Raw genomic sequence first — 17,986 nt, forward strand, 5'->3', positions numbered from 1 at the left:
GCCCCCTCCTTCGAGAAGACCCGCGATCTGGTTTTCGGCGACCGCTGCAAGAACCATCCGGTCCATCGCTGCGGTGAGAGGGCCTATATGGGGCGGTCTTTTGCCCGTCAAATGCTTTTTTGCGTTTTTGTTGCGGTGCGAGTGATTATTCGTGTCGGTCAGGAACCCGGCGGTGTTGCCGGCGCTTCCCCTGATCGCCGTGGCGCACCTGCTGCGGCGCGGGACATCCCAGGAGCATGACGATGGGCGAGCGGCGGTGCGACGTGGCGGTGATCGGCGCCGGGACGGCAGGGCTGAAAGCCTATAAGGCGGCAACTGCCCGTGGTGCCGATGTGCTGCTGATCGAGCGCGGCGAGGGCGGATCAACCTGTACCCGTGTCGGCTGCATGCCTTCCAAGCTGCTGCTCGCCGCCGGCAACGCCGCTGCCGCCGGACGTCGCGCATCGACGTTCGGAGTCCATGCCGAGCCGGTCGTCGATGGCGAGGCGGTGCTCCGCCGCCTGCGCGCCGAACGCGACCGGTTCGTCCGCTCGGTCCTCGACGAGTATCACGCCATTCCTGCCGAACGCCGCCTGCACGGCGAGGCCCGCTTCACCGGGCCGGACACCCTGTCGGTCGGCGATACCATCGTTCATGCCGGCGCGATCGTCATCGCCACCGGCGCCACGCCGACCATTCCCGACAGCCTTGCGCCTGTCCGCGACCGCGTTCGCACACACGATACCATCTTCGAGATCGAAGCCCTCCCCGCCCGCCTCGCCGTACTAGGGGCAGGGCCGGTCGGGATCGAACTGGCCCAAGCCTTTGCCCGGCTCGGCTGCACCGTGACCGTGATCGACGACGGCGATTCGATTGGCGCGTTGGCCGACCCCGAATCCGGTAAGGCCGCGATCGCGGCACTGGCGGCGGAAGTCGACCTGCGACTCGGCGTCGAGGTGACCGCCAGCCCTGTCGAGGGCGGCGCCCGGCTCCAGTGGACCGGCAAGAGCGAGGGCGCGGTGACGGTGGACATGATCCTCGCGGCGACCGGACGACCGCCGTCGCTCGACTCGCTGAACCTCGCGGCGACCGGACTGGACCTGGACGATCACGGCGTTCCGCTGTTCGACCGGGCTTCGCGACGCTGCGGATCGTCCTCGATCTTCATCGCCGGCGACGTCGGCGTATGGCGCCCGGTGCTGCACGAGGCGGCGCGCGGCGGGCACATCGCCGGCCAGGTCGCGGCAGGCGGCGAGGCGTCGCGAGTGCTCCCGAACCTCGCCATGACCTTTACCGAGCCGAACCTGGTAGAGGTCGGCTGCGCCTTCGCCGATCTGCCCGATGGCCATCGCATCGGCCAGACGATGATGTGCGATAATGGGCGCGCGACGATCGAGGCGCAGGCATTGGGCCTGGTCCGGCTCTATGGCGATGCGACGGGCAGGCTGATCGGCGCCTCGATCGTGGCGCATGGCGGCGAGCATCTGGGGCAGCTGGTCGCGCTCGGCATCGATCGCGGAATCAGCGCCGCCGATTTCGCCGACCAGGCCTGGTATCATCCGACCGTCGAGGAGGCGCTGCAGTCCGCCGCGCGCGATCTGGCCGGGATCGCGGACTGATCCCGTTCAGAAGAACCGGTCGATCACGCTGCGTGCGAGCCGCGCCGGACGCAAAGTCGCGGCATCGAGGCAGCACCAGCTGGAGCGCACCTCGGCCAGCACTTCCTCGCCGCGGCGAATAATCGTCTCGTAGAAGGCGCGCGCGCCCTGCACCTTTTCCAGTACCACCGTGGCGATAACCTCGTCGTCGAGGAAGGCGGGCTTGCGATAAGTGATCTCGTGGCGGAGCGCGACCCACAGGTGCTCGGCCACCGCCTCGGCCGGCGCGAGCTTCTGCCAGTGGCTGACGACCGCGTCCTGCACCCATTTCAAGTAGCTGGCATTGTTGACATGCCCCATGAAGTCGATGTCCGCGGGATCGACCGCGATCGCGAATTGATGGGGAAGCGCCGCCATGCGGTGCAGCATAGCATGTCCGCCAGCGGCCTCCTAACACCAATGTCAGCAGACCTCGGCGCGCAATTATGATCCACGTCAAGGGAACGTCCGCGTCGTCACCTCGTTCGGCAAGATAGGGCCAGAACGGGAGTAAGGCCATCAAGGGGTTCTCGACCCGCTGCTGTCGTGCAGTGGGCATCATCATGCTCGCAGCCGCCGTGTCGGCGTGCAACCGCCACCAATCCGCGCTCGCCCCGTTCGGCGAGGAAGCGGCGAGTACGCGCGCGCTCACCATCGTCCTGCTGGTCGGTGCGGTCGTCATCGCCGCCCTCGTCGCCGGGCTGATGCAGCACGCGATCCGCACGCCGGGCGGGCGGCTGACGCATCGGCAGGGTATGCGGCTGGTGCTGTGGCTGGGGGCGATCGTGCCGACCGTGACGCTGTTCGCGCTGCTCGCCGCGTCGCTGCCGCTGATGCGACCGGCACCGGTATCGGCCGCCGACCTGCGTGTCCGGGTGGAGGGCGAGCAGTTCTGGTGGCGCGTCGCCTATGCCGCGCCGGGTACCTCGCCGGTGATCGCCGCCAACGAGATCCGGCTGCCGGTCGGCCGCACCACCATGTTCGAGCTGGACGGGGGCGACGTGATCCACAGCTTCTGGATCCCCGGCCTTGCCGGCAAGATGGATATGATCCCCGGCCGCACCAACACGCTGGTCGCCCGTCCGACCAAGGCGGGACGCTATCGCGGGGTGTGCACCGAGTTCTGCGGGTTGAGCCATGCGCTGATGGCGTTCGACGTGATCGCGATGGAGCCGGCCGCGTTCGACGCCTGGCTGACTGCACAACGCCGCCCTGCTCCGCCACCCGCCGGCCGCGGCGCCGCCCTGTTCGCGCGCTACGGCTGTGGCGGCTGCCACAGCATCCGCGGTGTGGGGCCGGACAGCGCGATCGGCCCCGACCTGACCCATATCGGCAGCCGCCGGACGCTCGCCGCCGGCATCTTGCCGATGACGACCGCCAACCTCGCCGGCTTCATCCGCGATCCGGGCAGCACGAAGCCGGGCGTCCGCATGCCCGCCTTCCCGCATATGTCCGACGCCGACGCGGTGCAAATCGCGCGCTATCTTGAAGGCCTGAAATGAGCGCGTCCGCCCCCTCCTCGCCCGACGCCCTCTACGCGCAGGACCGTACCGACCAGAACGATCCGGCGATCCGCGCCGCGCAGGAGGAGCGGCTGCGTGCGGTGTGGAAGCCGCCCTCGGGCCTGTTCCTTCGCTGGACCGACGTGAACAACAACCGGGTCGGCGTGTGGTACACGCTGACCGCTTTCGGCTTCATGCTGTTCGCAGGCATCCTCGCGCTCATCATGCGCGCGCAGCTGGCGGTGCCCGACAACGATCTCGTCTCTGCCAACACCTTCAACCAGCTGTTCACGCTGCACGGCTCGACGATGATGTTCCTGTTCGCCGTCCCGATGTTCGAGGCGGTGTCGATCATCCTGCTGCCGCAGCTGCTCGGCGCGCGCGACCTGCCCTTTCCGCGGCTGTCGGCGTTCGGATACTGGAGCTTCCTGATCGGCGGGGTCTTCGTGACCGGATCGATCTTCTTCGATGCCGCGCCCGATGGCGGCTGGTTCATGTATCCGCCGCTGACCACCCGTACCGACCTGTCCGGCCTCGGCGCCGACATCTGGATGCTGGGGCTATCCTTCATCGAGGTGTCGTCGGTCGCCGCCGCGGTCGAGCTGATCGTCGGCGTGCTGAAGTGTCGCCCGCCGGGCATGCGGCTGAACCTGATGCCGCTCTATGCATGGTACATCCTGGTCGTGGCGGTGATGATCCTGTTCGCCTTCCCGCCACTGATCGCGGGCGATGTGCTGTTCGAGATGGAGCGCCTGCTCGGCTGGCCCTTCTTCGATGCGGCGAAGGGCGGCGATCCGCTCCTGTGGCAGCACCTGTTCTGGATCTTCGGCCATCCGGAAGTCTATATCGTCTTCCTGCCGTCGATCGCGCTGTTCGCGATGCTGATCCCGACCTTCGCGCAGCGGCACCTGCTGGGCTATCCGTGGATCGTGCTGGCGGCGGTCGGCACCGCCTTCCTGTCGTTCGGCCTGTGGGTCCACCACATGTTCGCGACCGGCCTGCCCAAGATCAGCCTGGCCTTCTTTTCAGCGGCATCCGAAGCGGTGGCGATCCCCACCGGGGTCCAGATCTTCGCCTTCATCGCGACCCTGTGGGCGGGCAAGGTGAAATGGGCGACGCCGCTTCTCTATGCAGTCGGCAGTCTCGCTATCTTCACCATCGGCGGGCTGACTGGGGTGATGGTGGCCGTGGCGCCGTTCGACTGGCAGGCGCACGACACCTATTTCATCGTCGCGCACCTCCATTACGTGCTGATCGGCGGCACGCTGCTGCCGCTGTTCGGCGGCCTCTATTATTACTGGCCGCTGGTGACGGGGAAGAAGCTGTCCGACCGGATCGGCCGCAGCGCATTTTGGGTCATGTTCGTCGGCGCCAACCTCGCCTTCTTCCCCATGCACCTGTCGGGGCTGGAGGGGATGCCGCGCCGCGTCTTCACCTATCCGGCCGAACTGGGGATCGGCGGCCTCAACCTGGCCTCGACGCTCGGCGCCTTCCTGTTCGCGGCGGGCGTGCTGATGATCTGCATCGACCTGTGCCTGTCGCCGACACGGCCCAAGGCGGCGCGAAACCCATGGCACGCCGGCACGCTGGAATGGCTCGCCATGCCCGAGGACGAGGACTGGGGCGTCCGCTCCGTGCCGCTGATCGAGAGCCGCTACCCGATCTGGGACCAGCCCGGCTTCGTCCAGAAGGTCGACGAGGGCCGCTACTTCCTGCCCGATGCCGAGGAGATGCGGCGCGAGACGATCATCACGTCGGTGATCGACGCCCGCCCGATCCAGGTCGCGCGCCTCGGCACGCCCAGCGTCATCCCGATGATAACCGCCGTGGCGCTCGGCAGCGTGTTCATCCTGACCACCTATCACCTCTACTGGTGGGCGCTGGCCGGCGCGATCGCGACGCTCGCCTGCGTCCTTACCTGGCTGTGGACCGGCACCGCCGAGATCCCGGAAAAGCCGGAAAAGCCGATCGGCCACGGCATCACCGTGCCGCTCTACTTGTCCGGCCCCTCGGCGTCGGGCTGGTGGGCGATGTTCATCACCATGATGGCCGATGCCACCGCCTTTTCCGGCCTCGTCTTCGGCTATTACTTCTTCTGGACGATCCATCCCGATTTCCCGCCCGCCGACATGCCCGATCCGGGTGTGTTCTGGCCGATGGCCGCGCTCGGCCTGACCGTGATCGGCTGGGCCGCGACGGTCGCCGCGCGCGAGATCCATGCCCGGGGGCAGGTGTCCGCCGCCCGCGCGCTGCTGGTGCTGGCGATCGCGGTGACGCTCGCCAGCCTAGCCGCCGGTCTGGCCGGCCCCTGGGCTGCGGGCATGCAGCCCAAGACCCATGTCTATCCCGCGATCGTCTGGACGCTGGCGATCTGGACCAGCGCCCATGCCGGCATCGGCGCGATCTGCCAGTCCTACACGCTTGCTCGCAGCCTGGGCGGCAAGATGACCCCCGCCTATGATGCCGACGTCCGCAACATCTCGGTCTACATGCACTTCCTGCTGTTCACCGCGATCGTTACCTACCTGACGATCGGCCTGTTCCCGCTGGCATCGGGGGGAGCGGCGGCATGAGCAAGCGCCTGAAGCACCGCATCCGCCGCCTCGACGTCTCCTTGTGGACGCTGATCGTCCCGCCGACGGTGTGGGCGGTGCATTTCCTCTTCTCGTACCTCTGGGCCGCGCTCAACTGCGCCAAGGTCGGCGAGTTCGCGAAATTCCCCACCCTGTTCGCGGTCGGCACGGTGCTGGCGCTGCTCGTGATTGCGGCGGCGGGCGTCATCGCCTGGATCCAGTCGCGCATGCCCGGCGACGATCCCCCACACGAGAGCGGCACCGACGTCGACCGGCTGCGCTTCATCGCGACCTCGACCCTGCTGCTGGCCGGGCTCAGCTTCGTCGCGGTGATCTTCACCGCCACCCCCGTCCTGTTCCTGACGGACTGCCGGTGAAGCGCGCAGGCGCCATCCTCGGCCTCGCGCTGCTGCCGCTCGGCTGGGCGGCGGCGGCCGGGGGCGGGATGACCGGGCATATGGTTGGACACATGCTGGCGGTCGCCGTCGCCGCGCCGCTACTCGCCTGGGGACTGATCGACGGACCGCTCGACCTTGCCCGCCGTGCGCCGCGCCTCGCCCGGCCAATGCCGGCGATGGTCGTCGAGCTGGCGGTGGTGTGGGGCTGGCACCTGCCCGCCGCCCGCGCGCTGGCCGATGCCGGCGGCGTCGCGCTGGTCGTCGAGCAGGCGATGTTCCTTGCCGCCGGCCTGCTCCTCTGGGCCTCGGTGCTCGGCACCGGGCCAGAGCGTCGCGCGAGCGGGGTCGGCGCGCTCCTCCTCACCTCGATGCACATGACGCTGCTCGGCGCGCTGATCGGCCTCGCCCCCAGACCGCTCTATGCCCATGGCGACCACGCGCTAGCCGACCAGCAGTTGGGCGGCGTCGTCATGCTGATGGTCGGTGCCGCCAGCTATTTCCTCGGCGGCCTGGCAATGCTGGCGACGCTGCTGCGCCAGCGGGGAGCAACCGCATGACCATCCGCATCACCTGGGCGCGCGCCGTCGCCGCCATCGTCGGCCTCGCCGCTGCCGGGCTCCTGTTCGCCTGGTCGGGGGTGTTCAACATCGCCGCGTCGTCGGGTCACTGGCCGATCACCGACTGGTTCCTGCACTGGACGATGCGCAACTCGGTCCGCACCCACGCAGCCTTCTCCGCGCCGGACGACCCGACGGCACGGCAGGAGCTGGTCAGCGCCGCCGGCCATTTCGACGCCTCCTGCGCGGTCTGCCACGGCGCGCCCGGCCGCCGGCCCTCGACGGTGATGCAGGCCGCCACGCCCCCTGCCCCCGACTTGGCGATTAACGCGCGCCAGTGGAGCGACAGGCAGATTTTCTGGATCCTCCAGCACGGCGTCAAATATACCGGCATGCCCGCCTGGGCGGTGCAGGACCGGCCAGACGAGGTCCGCCGCATGACCGCCTTCGTCCGCCGCCTGCCCGGTATGACCCCGGCCACGTATCGCCAGTTGACCGGCGACACCGCCGGTCCGGCGCTCGCCAGCTGCACCGGCTGCCACGGCACCGACGGGCGCGGCCGCGGCCAGCCCGACATTCCGGTGCTCGGCGGCCAGCACCCCGCCTATCTTCTCGCCAGCCTGAAGGGCTATGCCGCCGGCACCCGTCACAGCGCGGTGATGGGCAACGCCGCCGCGATCCTCGACGAGGCGGAGATGCGCGGACTCGCCCGCCACTTCTCCGCCCTGCCAGGCCTGGGCACCGCCGTCCCGACCGGGGACGCCGCAGCCCGCACGATCGTCGAGCACGGCCTGCCCGACAGGCAGCTCCCCGCCTGCGCCAGCTGCCATGCGCCGGGCAAAGGCTATCCCGTCCTCGCCGGGCAGCGCGCCACCTATATCGCCCAGCGCCTGCGCCAGTGGCGCGGCGAGAAGGAGGTGGTCGACGCGCGCAAGAGCCAGGCGACCATGCCCGTCATCGCCCGTCGCATTCCCGAGGAGATGATCGATCCCCTCGCCCGCTATCTGGCCGGCGAAGCACGATAGCGCCCGTCGCCTCCCCTCCCTATGTGTCGGTGATGAGCATTCCATCATGAGCGTCGCCTTTCGCCGTGAGAGCGACGAGGAGCATCTCGAACCCAAGTTCGAGCTGCCGATCCCGCCCGGTCCCAACCTGGTCACCGCTGCCGGCCCCGCGCTGCTCGCCGCGCGGGTCGCGGCGCTGGAGGCGCAGATCGACGCCGCCGCAGAGGACGATCGCGAGCCGCTGCGCCGCGACCTTCGCTATTGGAACACCCGCGCCGCGACCGCCGAGGTCGTCGGCCCGCCCGCCGACGACACGGTCGGGATCGGCAGCCGCGTGACGTTCCGCCTCAACGGCCAGACCCGCACCGTCACCATCGTCGGGCATGATGAGGCGGACGCCGACGCCCGCATCGCCTATGCCGCCCCCCTCGCCCGCGCGCTGATCGGCACGGGCGCCGGCGACCTCGCGGATTTCCAGAGCCGCGCGGACGCGATCGAGATCCTGTCGGTGGAGAACGACTGATGGCAGAGAAGTTCGAACGGCACCGCCAGCCCTGGACCCAGGACGAGATCCAGAAGCTCCACACCCTCGCCAAGAAGGGCATGGCGCTGAAGGCAATCTCCAAAGCGATGACCCGCAGCGAGGAATCGATCAAGACCCGCGCCAAGGAAGACGGGCTGTCGATCGCCAAGCTGCGGTAAGCCCCTCTAAAATCCTCTCCGTTCGCGGGGAGGATTTCACGGACTCACCCATGACCCACGACGCGATCATCCTCGGCGCCGGTGCCGCCGGCCTGATGTGCGCCGCCACCACCGGCCAGCGCGGGCGGCGGGTGCTGCTCGTCGATCATGCGCCAGAGGTGGGCCGCAAGATCGTCATCTCCGGCGGCGGGCGATGCAACTTCACCAATGTCGATGCGGCGCCCGACCGCTACATCTCCGCCAACCCACATTTCGCCAAGTCCGCGCTCGGCCGCTACACCGCCGCCGATTTCATCGCGCTGGTCGACGCCCATGGTATCGCCTGGCACGAGAAGACGCTCGGCCAGCTGTTCTGCGACGGCAGCGCCCGCCAGATCGTCGCGATGCTGCTCGACGAGTGCGCGAAGGGCCAGGTCGACCTCGCGCTCGGCCACGCCGCCGAGGTGGAGCATGACGGCATCGGCTTCCGCGTGACGATCGGCGAGCGCATCGCCACCGCGCCGAAGCTGGTGATCGCGACCGGCGGCCCCTCGATCCCGAAACTCGGCGCCACCGATTTCGCCTATCGCCTCGCCCGCCGCTTCGGGCTGAAGCTGGTCGAGCCGCGTCCGGCGCTCGTCCCGCTGACGCTCGGCCCCGATGAGGCGCTGTTCCGCGAACTGTCCGGCGTCGCGACAGAGGTGGTGGCGACGGCCGCCGGTCCCGGCTTCCGCGAGGCGGCACTCTTCACCCATCGCGGCCTGTCCGGCCCCGCCATCCTCCAGGCGTCCTCCTACTGGCGGCACGGCGAGGCGGTCGCGATCGACTTCGCGCCCGGCCGCTCGCCCGACTGGCTGGTCGAGGCCAAGCGCAGCAACCCGCGCGCCGGTATCCGCCGCATGCTCGACCTGCCCGACCGCCTCTCGGAGGCGCTCGCCGCAAAGCTCGGCATCGCCGCCGAACTCGGCAATGTCCCCGACCGGACCCTGCGCGACGCCGCCGCCCGGCTGAAGGCGTGGCCGTTCCGTCCCAACGGTACCGAGGGCTATGCCAAGGCGGAGGTGACCGTCGGCGGCATCAGCACCGCCGAGCTTTCCTCGCGCACGATGGAGGTGAAGAAGATGCCCGGCCTCCACGCCATCGGCGAGGCGGTCGACGTGACCGGCTGGCTGGGCGGCTATAATTTTCAGTGGGCGTGGGCGAGCGGATGGGCTACGGGCCAGGCCATCTGACACGAGTTGCGCGACACATGGGCCGGAAGAGCTGGCTGAACCGCCGCGCCGTCACCATCTTGGAACGCCATGCTACCCGAACATCTTCCCACCCCGCTCGCCGAGGCGCTGGCCGCGCGCGGCTATGACACCCTCACCCCCGTCCAGGCATCGGTCGTCGCGCCCGAGGCGATCGGCCGCGACCTGCTCGTCTCCGCCCAGACGGGCTCCGGCAAGACCGTCGCCTTCGGCCTCGCCATGGCCGGCGAGCTGTTCGAGGGCGGCACCCTGCCGCCGCCGGCCAGGCCGCTCGCGCTGGTCATCGCCCCCACCCGCGAGCTGGCATTGCAGGTCAGTCGCGAGCTGGCATGGCTCTACGCCGGCGCCCGCGTCGCCACCTGCGTTGGCGGCATGGACGCCAGCCGCGAGCGCCGCGCTTTGCGCGAGGGCACGCACATCGTCGTCGGCACGCCGGGCCGCCTGCGCGACCATCTGGAGCGTGGCGCGCTCGACCTGTCGAGCCTGAAGGCCGCCGTCCTCGACGAGGCCGACGAGATGCTCGACATGGGCTTCCGCGAGGATCTCGAGCAGCTGCTCGACGCGACTGCGGCCGAGCGCCGCACGCTCCTCTTCTCCGCTACCCTGCCCCGCCCGATCGTTGCGCTGGCGCGCACCTATCAGCGCGACGCGCTCCGCATCTCGACGGTCGGCGAGGATCGCGGGCACGGCGACATCGAGTATCAGGCGCTCGCCGTCTCCCCGTCCGACATCGAACATGCGGTCGTGAACCTGCTCCGCTTCCACGAGGCGGAGACGGCGATGCTGTTCTGCGCCACCCGCGACAATGTCCGCCACCTCCACGCCAGCCTGGTCGAGCGCGGCTTCGCCGCCGTCGCGCTGTCCGGCGAGCATTCGCAGAACGAGCGCAACCAGGCGCTCCAGGCGCTGCGCGACGGTCGCGCTCGCGTCTGCGTAGCGACCGACGTCGCCGCGCGCGGCATCGACCTGCCCGGCCTGTCGCTGGTCGTCCATGTCGAGCTGCCCCGCGATGCCGAGACGCTCCAGCACCGCTCGGGCCGCACTGGCCGCGCTGGCCGCAAGGGTACCGCGATCCTCGTCGTCCCCTATCCCAAGCGCCGCCGCGTCGACATGATGCTCCGCTCCGCCCGCATCGCGGTCGAGTGGCGCCCGGTCCCCTCGGCCGAGGACATCCGCACTGCCGACCGCGAGCGGCTGCTGACCCGGCTCGCCGAGCCGGTCGAACTGGACGACGAGGACCGCGCGCTGGGCAACCGCCTGCTCGAGAGCAAGTCGCCCGAGGAGGTCGCGGCGATGCTGGTCCGCGCACTCCGCGCCTCGATGCCCGCGCCCGAGGAGATGGCGGAGGCGTCGTCCGAGCCGCAGCGGCGCGAGAGCGTCCACCGCCCCGGCTTCGACGACACCGTCTGGTTCCGCATGGACATCGGCCGCCGCCACAATGCCGACCCGCGCTGGCTGCTGCCGCTGATCTGCCGCCGCGGCCATGTCACCCGCGACGAGATCGGCGCGATTCGTATCGGTCCGGTCGAGACCTTCGTCCAGATCCCGCGCGCCGCCGCTGCGAAGTTCGCCGCCGCGGTCCAGCGCACCGGTGCTGTCGACAATGACGAGAGCGGCATTACCATCACCCCGGCGGAGGGTGGCCCGCCGCCACAGGGCGGCGGCGCGGGCGGCGGCAGCCGCAGCCCCGGCGGCGGCGGTCGGCCGCGCATGGGCAATGCCGGCGTCCGCCCGATGCAGGGCAAGCCCCGCTATCAGGCGCGACCCACCCGCCCCAAGCGCTGATTGTCGCGGACGACGGCACGCGATAGGCGGTGGGCGAAACGGATTGGAGACGGGGCATGGCGGGGGCTGAAGGCACGGGCGGCGACTTCGTCGTCGGGATCGGCGGCACCACCCTGCCAGGCTCCTCGACCGAGCGGGCGGTGGCGCACACCCTGTCGGTGATCGAGGCGGCGGGCATTCCGACGGTGATGTTCGACGGCGCCGCCCTCGCCCGCCTGCCGCTCTACGTGCCCGGCGCCAGCGATCGCACGCCGGAGGAACAGGCGTTCGTCGCCGCCATCCGCCGCGCCACCGGCGTGGTGATCGCATCGCCCGGCTATCACGGCTCGATTTCCGGACTGGTCAAGAACGCGCTCGATCTGGTCGAGGAGACGTCGGGCGACGCCCGCCCCTATTTTGCCGGCATGCCGGTCGGGCTGATGGCCACCGCCTATGGCTGGCAGGCGACCGGCAGCACCATCGCCGCGCTTCGATCGATCGCCCACGCGCTGCGCGGCTGGCCGACGCCCTTCGCCGCCGCGATCAACAGCCAGGCCACCCGGTTCGACGCCGATGGCGGCTGCAACGACCCCGCCGTCCTCCGCCAACTAGGCATCATCGCCGACCAGATGATCGGCTTTCTCCGCCCGAGCCCGCGCCGCTGATTGCCGTTGACGCCACCCCGCCCCCCGTGCCACTTGGCGCGCACCGCGGGTGTAGCTCAATGGTAGAGCAGAAGCTTCCCAAGCTTACGACGAGGGTTCGATTCCCTTCACCCGCTCCAGCCTTGCAGCCAGCGGCAATCCCTCGTTGCTGTGATGCCGCTTAGCCCTGTCGGGGCTGCGCTTGGGCTCAACTCCCGTCACCCGCTTCAGCGATAGCGTCCGCCGATCGGCACGGACCAGCACGCCTGAAGATCCATGCCCGCACGCGACACGCCTTCTCCACCGGTCGCGGCCGACCCCAGCTATGGTCGCGCAAGAACGACATCCGTCGTGCACAGATTATGCGAGATGCGAGAGCTCGACCCCAACGCCGACATCGGGCCTAGTTTAGCCCGGATCACCGATCAGGAATGGTGGAGCCGAGGGGGATCGAACCCCTGACCTTCGCAATGCCATTGCGACGCTCTCCCAGCTGAGCTACGGCCCCATTCCTCTCGGGAGGCGGCTCCACTAGCGAGCCGCTTCGACCTTGGCAAGCGGCGTTTCGCGCCGCCTGCCACAGATCGTCAAATCATTGGTTTCGATCAGTGCTCGTCGTCGTTGGTGGGCGCTTCCACGCCCAGATCATCGTCGCCGCCCAGATCGACCTCGTCATCGGCCGAGGGCTCTTCGTCCTCGCCGGTGATCGCCTCGATATCCTCGTCGTCGCCTTCCAGATCCTGGTCGGGCTTCTGCTGGTCGGGCTTGGCCACCTCGAAGGGCAGCGGCTGCTTCGACTTCAGGATCGGCTCGGGCTCCCACGCATACCCGCAATTGATGCAGGTGACGGGCTCGTCCTTCTCGAGATCGTAGAAACGCGTCGCGCATTTCGGGCACGTACGCTTCGTGCCCCATTCCGGCTTAATCATGCCGTCTCGTGCCTTTCGGAATTGGGATTCGCGAGGAGAAGCAGGCTCCTCCACGAAAAGTGGGCGTGCCTTGCCATACGACAACCCTGCTGTCAAAGCGCCGGGCCGATGACCCACCATGCCCCTTCCCAGCCGCTGACGATCGAGGCGCGCGGGCCGCTCGTCGGCCGCATCGCGGTGCCCGGCGACAAGTCGATCAGCCACCGCTCGCTGATGCTGTCGGCGCTGGCGGTCGGCGAGAGCCGGATCGAGGGGCTGCTGGAGGGGGAGGACGTGCTCGCCACCGCCGCTGCCCTTCGTGCCATGGGCGCGACCATCGTCAAGGAACCCGCCGTCGCTGGCGGCGGTGGGCGCGCGATGGGTACGGCGGCCCCGCGCGGCGAGGATGCGGTCTGGCGGGTCCACGGCGTCGGCGTCGGCGGGTTGATGCAGCCGGCGCAGGCGCTGGACATGGGCAATAGCGGCACCTCGACGCGGCTGCTGATGGGGCTGGTCGCCAGCCATCCGATCACCGCGACCTTCACCGGCGACGCTTCGCTGTCCGGTCGACCGATGGGGCGCGTGATCGAGCCGCTGGCGAGGATGGGGGCCGACATCACCGCGAGCCCTGGTTCCGAAGGCAAGGGCGGACGCCTGCCGCTGATGCTGCGCGGGCTCTGCCCGGCGGTGCCGATCGAATATACGCTGCCGGTCGCCTCGGCGCAGGTGAAGTCCGCGATCCTGCTCGCCGGGCTCAACACGCCGGGCGTCACCCGGGTGATCGAGCCGGTCGCGACCCGCGACCATTCGGAACGGATGCTCGCCGGCTTCGGTGCTACCATAACCGTCGAAGACTCCCCCGCCGGCAAGGTCATCGCGATCCACGGGGAGGCGGAGCTGAAGCCGCAGCACATCGTCGTGCCGGGCGATCCCTCGTCGGCGGCCTTCTGGCTGGTCGCGGCATCGGTGGTGCCGGGGTCGGACGTGGTGGTCGCCAATGTCGGCCTGAACCCGACCCGCACCGGACTGATCGCGGCGTTGCGCATGATGGGGGCCGATATCGTCGAGCTGGACCCGCGCGTCGTCGGCGGTGAGCCGGTCGCCGACCTGCGCGTCCGCCACGCGCCGCTTTCGGCGATCGAGGTACCCCCCGACCTCGCCCCCAGCATGATCGACGAATATCCCGCACTGTTCGTCGCCGCTGCCTTCGCCGCGGGGCGGACGGTCGCGCGCGGCGCGCACGAGCTGCGGGTCAAGGAATCGGACCGCATCGCCGCAATGGCCGCCGCGCTCGGCGCGTGCGGTGTTCCGCTGGAGGAGCATGAGGACGGCATGACCGTCACCGGCAGCAGCGGCGAGGCGATCCCCGGCGGTGCGACCATTGCCTCGCTGCTCGACCACCGGATCGCGATGAGCATGACCGTCGCCGGGCTCCATGCCCGCCGCCCGGTAACGATCGACGACGTCGCACCGGTGGCGACCAGCTACCCGACCTTCTTCACCTCGCTCGACGCGCTGACCGGACGCGCCGCGTGATTATCGCGGTCGACGGTCCGGCGGCGAGCGGCAAAGGCACGATCGCGCGCGCGCTGGCGCGGCACTATGGCCTGCCGCATCTCGATACCGGGCTGCTCTATCGGGCGGTGGCGCTGACCGTGGAGCGGCTGGGGCTCGATCCGTCGCGGGAGGCGGACGCGGTCGCGGCCTGCGACTTCGACGAGCGCGTGCTCGCCGACCCGCTGCTGCGCAGTGACGCGGTTGGGCAGCGTGCCTCGATCGTCTCGGCGCATCCGCTGGTCCGCGCCTCGCTGCTCCAGCGCCAGCGGCGATTCGCGGCGCAACCGGGCGGCGCCGTGCTCGACGGACGTGACATCGGCACGGTAATCGCGCCCGACGCGACCGCGAAGCTGTTCGTGAAGGCGGCGGCACAGGTCCGCGCCCGGCGGCGCCACGCAGAGCTGCAGGCAACCGGATCGTCGATCGGCCTCGACCAGGTGCTTGCCGATATCCGCGCCCGCGATGCCCGCGATGAAGGGCGTGCCGCCGCACCGCTGGTCCAGGCCGCCGACGCAGCGCCGCTGGACACCAGCAACCTGTCGATCGAGGCGTCGGTGCAGCGCGCGATCGAGATGGTCGAGGCGCAGCGCAACCGGGGCGTTCGTTAACAACCGGACTTTAATCCCACCTGTTCCATGTCGGGAAATGACGCCGCGACGATTCCGTTGCGGTGCGACCGACGCCCAGCCAATTAGTCCGCGAACAGGGGACATTTATGAACAAGTTTCTTCACATCGGGCTTGCCGCCAGTGCACTGATCGCCGCCGCGCCGGCGTCCGCGGCGGACTTCGTGTTCGATACGGTCACGGCCGGCAAGGTCGCCGGTTCGGGCAACGGCAACTCCTTCACCTACACCGCGACCAGCGGCAAGGAAGTGCTGAGCGTCAAGGCGACCGCATGGTCGTTGGGGTTCGACGGCAAGTACACCGCCTCCGAGCTGGCGTCCTGGGGCACCAACGGGCTTGGCGTCTATCAGCCGGGTGAGCGGACCGACGGCGCCTATCACCAGATCGACAACGTCAATGGCTGGGAATTCATCGTCCTGCAGTTCGACCGCGCGGTCACGCTGAACTCGGCGACGCTCAATCCCTATCAGCTGGCCGACCGCAGCTACACCGACTCGGATGCGTTCATCGGGTGGGACAACGTCGCCGGCGCCTGGAACCAGACGCTGACCAGCCAGTCGATCGGCGCGCTGACGCTCGACGGCTACTTCAACACCGACAACACCAAGTTCGCGACGAACAAGCAGACCACGAACCTGCCTGCCTCGATCACCGGCAACATGTGGGTGATCGGCGCGTCGGTGAACGGTCCGGACAATCTGAACGACGCCTTCAAGCTGGCACAGCTGACCGTCACCGCGGTGCCCGAGCCCGCCACCTGGGCGATGATGCTGGTCGGCTTCGGCATGGTCGGCGCGGCAGCGCGATACCGCCGCCGCAAGGCGGTCGCCGCGATCGCCTGACACCAGCCTTCCCGGATGGGAAGTGCACGAACCGAGCCGGCGGACCGAGATTGCGGTCCGCCGGCTTTTTCGTTATAGGCGCGCCATCCGGCGGGCAGGCGCCCGCGGAGGTCGGCGCGGGACTTCGTGTTCACGCGCCCTTTTCGCTTCGCCCAACAGCATGGCGTCCTGATCCTCCGCAGCGCCCGTACGATGGATGCTGCGGGCGGCATGGGGCCGGCGCGGCGTTTTGGCCAAGACCAGCGGAACCAACCGCTTGGCCGGAAACAACGACCGAGGAACTCTTCTTTCTATGGCTACCCAGGTACAGCCCACCCGCGACGATTTCGCGGCGATGCTCGATGACATGTTCGGCGGCGCCGACAGCTTCGAGGGTCGCGTCGTCCACGGCACCGTCACCGCGATCGAGAACGACATGGCCGTCATCGACGTCGGCCTGAAGTCGGAAGGCCGCGTGCCGCTGCGCGAGTTCGCCCCCGCCCCCGGCCAGAAGGCCGAGCTGAAGGTCGGCGACGAGGTCGAGGTCTATGTCGACCGCGTCGAGAACATGCACGGCGAAGCGATGCTGTCGCGCGACCGCGCCCGCCGCGAGGCCGCGTGGGACAAGCTGGAGCTGGAATTCTCGAAGTCGGCCCGCGTCGAGGGCACGATCTTCGGCCGCGTGAAGGGGGGCTTCACCGTCGACCTGTCGGGTGCCGTGGCTTTCCTGCCGGGTAGCCAGGTCGATATTCGTCCGGTCCGTGACGTTACGCCGCTGATGGACATCCCGCAGCCGTTCCAGATCCTGAAGATGGACCGCAAGCGCGGCAACATCGTCGTGTCGCGTCGCGCCGTGCTGGAAGAGACCCGCGCCGAGCAGCGTTCGGGCCTGATCCAGTCGCTGCACGAGGGCCAGATCATCGACGGCGTCGTCAAGAACATCACCGATTACGGTGCGTTCGTCGACCTGGGAGGCATCGACGGCCTGCTGCACGTTACCGACCTGAGCTACAAGCGCGTCAATCACCCGTCCGAGATGATCAACATCGGCGACACGGTGAAGGTGCAGATCATCCGCATCAACAAGGACACGCAGCGTATCTCGCTGGGCATGAAGCAGCTCGAGAGCGATCCGTGGGACGGTGCGAGCGCGAAGTACCCGGTCGGCGCCAAGCTGTCGGGCCGCGTCACCAACATCACCGAATATGGTGCGTTCGTCGAGCTGGAGGCCGGCATCGAGGGCCTGGTCCATGTGTCGGAGATGTCCTGGACCAAGAAGAACGTCCATCCGGGCAAGATCGTCTCGACCAGCCAGGAAGTCGACGTCGTCGTGCTCGAGGTCGATCAGGAGAAGCGTCGCATCTCGCTGGGCCTGAAGCAGGCGCAGGCCAATCCGTGGGAGGCTTTCCTGGCGGCGCACCCCGTCGGCTCGACCGTCGAGGGCGAGGTCAAGAACGCGACCGAGTTCGGCCTGTTCATCGGCCTGGACAACGACGTGGACGGCATGGTTCACATGTCGGACATCGCCTGGGGCGTGTCGGGCGAGGACGCGCTGGCGCTGCACCGCAAGGGTGAGATGGTCCAGGCCGTCGTGCTCGACATCGACGCCGAGAAGGAGCGTATCTCGCTCGGCATGAAGCAGCTGGAGCGCGGCGGCCCGGTGGCCGGCGGCGTAGCGGCAGCGGGCGATCGCCTGAACAAGAACGCGATCGTCACCGTGACCGTGCTCGAGGTTCGCGACGCGGGCCTGGAAGTGCAGCAGGGCGACGATGGTGCGACCGGCTTCATCAAGCGCACCGACCTTGGCCGCGATCGCGACGAGCAGCGTCCGGAGCGGTTCCAGGTCGGCCAGAAGTTCGACGCGATGGTGACCGGCTTCGATCGTTCCAAGAAGCCGACCTTCTCGATCAAGGCGATGCAGATCGCCGAAGAGAAGCAGGCGGTGGCGCAGTATGGCTCGTCCGACTCGGGCGCGTCGCTGGGTGACATCCTTGGTGCCGCGCTCAAGGCACAGGGTGAGCAGACGAAGAAGTAAGAGAAATACGGCCGGGGTCAAAAACCCCGGCCGTTTCGTTACAATTCCGA

The 17,986-nt window shown here is 69.0% G+C and carries 19 protein-coding genes and 2 tRNA genes; 17 read left to right on the forward strand and 4 right to left on the reverse strand.

Annotated elements, in window-relative coordinates; translation table 11 throughout:
* Positions 1–240: hypothetical protein (locus Q5H91_RS15555; RefSeq protein WP_305174372.1), on the forward strand; the 240-nt coding region annotated here is incomplete at its 5' end.
* Positions 237–1,598 (forward strand): dihydrolipoyl dehydrogenase, encoded by a 1,362-nt coding sequence (locus Q5H91_RS15560; RefSeq protein ID WP_305174373.1) that lies wholly within the window; start codon positions 237–239, stop codon positions 1,596–1,598. The genes Q5H91_RS15555 and Q5H91_RS15560, both read left to right, overlap by 4 nt.
* A 6-nt stretch (positions 1,599–1,604) precedes the next feature.
* Here the strand turns inward: Q5H91_RS15560 and Q5H91_RS15565 are convergent, their stop codons facing one another.
* Entirely contained in the window at positions 1,605–1,994 is a 390-nt protein-coding gene (locus Q5H91_RS15565; protein ID WP_305174374.1) for an acyl-CoA thioesterase, read from the reverse strand.
* A 185-nt stretch (positions 1,995–2,179) separates the two neighbouring features.
* Here Q5H91_RS15565 and Q5H91_RS15570 point away from each other — a divergent pair, with 185 nt between their 5' ends.
* The 11 genes from Q5H91_RS15570 (at position 2,180) to Q5H91_RS15620 (ending at position 12,129) form a co-directional block, all read left to right on the forward strand.
* Positions 2,180–3,118, forward strand: coding sequence for a cytochrome c oxidase subunit II (locus Q5H91_RS15570; RefSeq protein WP_305174376.1), 939 nt, complete (start codon positions 2,180–2,182; stop codon positions 3,116–3,118).
* Positions 3,115–5,691, forward strand: a complete 2,577-nt coding sequence (gene ctaD, locus Q5H91_RS15575) for a cytochrome c oxidase subunit I (protein WP_305174377.1) — start codon at positions 3,115–3,117, stop codon at positions 5,689–5,691. Before Q5H91_RS15570 ends, ctaD begins: the two co-directional genes overlap by 4 nt.
* On the forward strand, positions 5,688–6,068 hold the full coding sequence (locus Q5H91_RS15580) for a hypothetical protein (RefSeq protein WP_305174378.1): 381 nt from the start codon (positions 5,688–5,690) through the stop codon (positions 6,066–6,068). The genes ctaD and Q5H91_RS15580 overlap by 4 nt, the downstream gene beginning before the upstream one ends.
* On the forward strand, positions 6,065–6,646 hold the full coding sequence (locus Q5H91_RS15585) for a cytochrome c oxidase assembly protein (protein ID WP_305174379.1): 582 nt from the start codon (positions 6,065–6,067) through the stop codon (positions 6,644–6,646). The genes Q5H91_RS15580 and Q5H91_RS15585 overlap by 4 nt, the downstream gene beginning before the upstream one ends.
* A complete protein-coding gene (locus tag Q5H91_RS15590; protein WP_305174381.1) occupies positions 6,643–7,671 on the forward strand; it encodes a c-type cytochrome in 1,029 nt (342 codons plus the stop codon). The genes Q5H91_RS15585 and Q5H91_RS15590 overlap by 4 nt, the downstream gene beginning before the upstream one ends.
* A 46-nt stretch (positions 7,672–7,717) precedes the next feature.
* A complete protein-coding gene (locus Q5H91_RS15595; RefSeq protein WP_305174383.1) occupies positions 7,718–8,173 on the forward strand; it encodes a GreA/GreB family elongation factor in 456 nt (151 codons plus the stop codon).
* Positions 8,173–8,352 carry a hypothetical protein gene (locus Q5H91_RS15600; protein WP_093333398.1) on the forward strand — a complete coding sequence of 60 codons (180 nt, stop codon included), beginning with the start codon at positions 8,173–8,175 and terminating at the stop codon, positions 8,350–8,352. Before Q5H91_RS15595 ends, Q5H91_RS15600 begins: the two co-directional genes overlap by 1 nt.
* A gap of 50 nt (positions 8,353–8,402) precedes the next feature.
* Complete coding sequence (locus Q5H91_RS15605; RefSeq protein WP_305174384.1) at positions 8,403–9,563, forward strand: BaiN/RdsA family NAD(P)/FAD-dependent oxidoreductase; 1,161 nt, start codon at positions 8,403–8,405, stop codon at positions 9,561–9,563.
* Between the two features lie 69 nt (positions 9,564–9,632).
* Entirely contained in the window at positions 9,633–11,366 is a 1,734-nt protein-coding gene (locus tag Q5H91_RS15610; protein WP_305174385.1) for a DEAD/DEAH box helicase, read from the forward strand.
* A 56-nt stretch (positions 11,367–11,422) separates the two neighbouring features.
* On the forward strand, positions 11,423–12,010 hold the full coding sequence (locus tag Q5H91_RS15615; RefSeq protein WP_305174386.1) for an NADPH-dependent FMN reductase: 588 nt from the start codon (positions 11,423–11,425) through the stop codon (positions 12,008–12,010).
* A gap of 45 nt (positions 12,011–12,055) precedes the next feature.
* Positions 12,056–12,129, forward strand: a tRNA-Gly gene (locus tag Q5H91_RS15620).
* Here the strand turns inward: Q5H91_RS15620 and Q5H91_RS15625 are convergent.
* The 3 genes from Q5H91_RS15625 to Q5H91_RS15635 all read right to left on the reverse strand — a co-directional run bounded on the left by Q5H91_RS15625 (position 12,095) and on the right by Q5H91_RS15635 (position 12,918).
* The gene (locus tag Q5H91_RS15625) at positions 12,095–12,253 is read right to left on the reverse strand and encodes a hypothetical protein (RefSeq protein ID WP_305174387.1); all 159 of its coding nucleotides are present in this window, start codon (positions 12,251–12,253) and stop codon (positions 12,095–12,097) included. The two genes, Q5H91_RS15620 and Q5H91_RS15625, sit on opposite strands and share 35 nt — an antisense overlap.
* A 168-nt stretch (positions 12,254–12,421) precedes the next feature.
* A tRNA-Ala gene (locus Q5H91_RS15630) sits at positions 12,422–12,497 on the reverse strand.
* A gap of 97 nt (positions 12,498–12,594) precedes the next feature.
* A complete protein-coding gene (locus Q5H91_RS15635; protein ID WP_305174388.1) occupies positions 12,595–12,918 on the reverse strand; it encodes an FYDLN acid domain-containing protein in 324 nt (107 codons plus the stop codon).
* Between the two features lie 108 nt (positions 12,919–13,026).
* Here Q5H91_RS15635 and aroA point away from each other — a divergent pair, with 108 nt between their 5' ends.
* The 4 genes from aroA (at position 13,027) to rpsA (ending at position 17,936) form a co-directional block, all read left to right on the forward strand.
* Positions 13,027–14,433, forward strand: a complete 1,407-nt coding sequence (gene aroA, locus Q5H91_RS15640) for a 3-phosphoshikimate 1-carboxyvinyltransferase (RefSeq protein ID WP_305174389.1) — start codon at positions 13,027–13,029, stop codon at positions 14,431–14,433.
* On the forward strand, positions 14,430–15,062 hold the full coding sequence (locus Q5H91_RS15645) for a (d)CMP kinase (RefSeq protein WP_305174390.1): 633 nt from the start codon (positions 14,430–14,432) through the stop codon (positions 15,060–15,062). The genes aroA and Q5H91_RS15645 overlap by 4 nt, the downstream gene beginning before the upstream one ends.
* Positions 15,063–15,169: 107 nt before the next feature.
* Positions 15,170–15,922 (forward strand): PEPxxWA-CTERM sorting domain-containing protein, encoded by a 753-nt coding sequence (locus Q5H91_RS15650; protein ID WP_305174391.1) that lies wholly within the window; start codon positions 15,170–15,172, stop codon positions 15,920–15,922.
* 292 nt (positions 15,923–16,214) lie between these two features.
* Positions 16,215–17,936, forward strand: coding sequence for a 30S ribosomal protein S1 (gene rpsA, locus Q5H91_RS15655; protein WP_305174392.1), 1,722 nt, complete (start codon positions 16,215–16,217; stop codon positions 17,934–17,936).
* The last annotated feature ends 50 nt before the right edge of the window (positions 17,937–17,986 follow it).

Origin of the sequence: Sphingomonas aurea (genome assembly GCF_030678875.1) — a bacterium.
Lineage (GTDB): Bacteria > Pseudomonadota > Alphaproteobacteria > Sphingomonadales > Sphingomonadaceae > Sphingomonas > Sphingomonas aurea.